Origin of the sequence: Mesorhizobium sp. M4B.F.Ca.ET.017.02.2.1 (assembly GCF_003998955.1) — a bacterium.
Classification (GTDB): Bacteria; Pseudomonadota; Alphaproteobacteria; order Rhizobiales; family Rhizobiaceae; genus Mesorhizobium; species Mesorhizobium abyssinicae.
Genome location: NZ_RZOF01000651.1, coordinates 1 through 940, shown reverse-complemented (window position 1 = coordinate 940; position 940 = coordinate 1). Strand labels below are relative to the sequence as shown.

Genomic DNA, 940 nt, shown 5'->3' with positions numbered 1-940 from the left:
CGCCCTGAGCGGCAGCTTTGCCTGGGGCGCCCGCCATTAGACGCCTGTTCCGTGGCTCCGCGAGGAGCTTGGTTATTGCAATGCAGAAACCGTGCCAGTTTTGAACGAGGAGAAAAACTTCAATTAAATCAATGATCCACGCCGGCAACGCACGGGCTGGGTGACGAGGCGCGCAGGCCAAAGATTGTTCATTAGCGCAAGCGCACGCATAATTATTGTGCAATGCACAACAGTGGCGCGAAAATAATCAGGACTGTAAAATCAGCTCTCGACACGGTGATCTTGACCGGTTGTGGACCTGTTGCCGGCCGAGATTTCAGCCTTCGTGTAGATGGATCGACAGCACGGGCGCTTGGCTGACCTCGGCGCCGCCGCCGAGACCAGTCGCGGCTAACGAATCCATCCGGTCAGCCTGAGACAATCTCGTAGTGAAGAACCTCGGTGTCGCCGGGCGACGATCTCCGTCCCGGCGAGATGACGCCGGAGCCGAAGAGAAGAATATCTTCGCGGCGCACGAATACTTCATGGTCGGGTCCCATCGACACAAATGTGCCCGACGAGCTTCGCTCGATAAGGCGGGCCTTGCCATTCGAAATGGTGAAAGTGGCGTGGTGCCTTGAGACCCAGGGCCACTGGATGACGATATTGCATTCCGGAGATCGGCCGAACGTCACGAATTCGTTGTTTCGGCAGGATCGCGACTGATCTCCATAGCCGATGAGAAGATTGATCTGCGGCGGCGGGACGGAGCGCCGTTCGATAATGGTGCCCCGGCTGGCGATCTGCGGACTGAGGGTCCCATCGTCGCTCCTCAGAGTATAGACATCGAAGAGTTCCTGCTTGCCCTTGAAAGCCATTTTGTCGAGGAGCCGCAAGGCACTGCGGCTGCCCGCTGTAAGGCCTTCGAAGAAGCTCTGGCTGATCAGCACCTCCCCGGGGT

At 58.1% G+C, this 940-nt stretch carries 1 protein-coding gene; it reads right to left on the bottom strand.

All coding sequences use genetic code 11. The features are described from left to right. Positions 1 to 407: 407 nt before the first annotated feature. On the bottom strand, positions 408 to 940 hold a 533-nt coding region (locus tag EN738_RS34625), incomplete at its 5' end, for an FHA domain-containing protein (protein ID WP_145967060.1).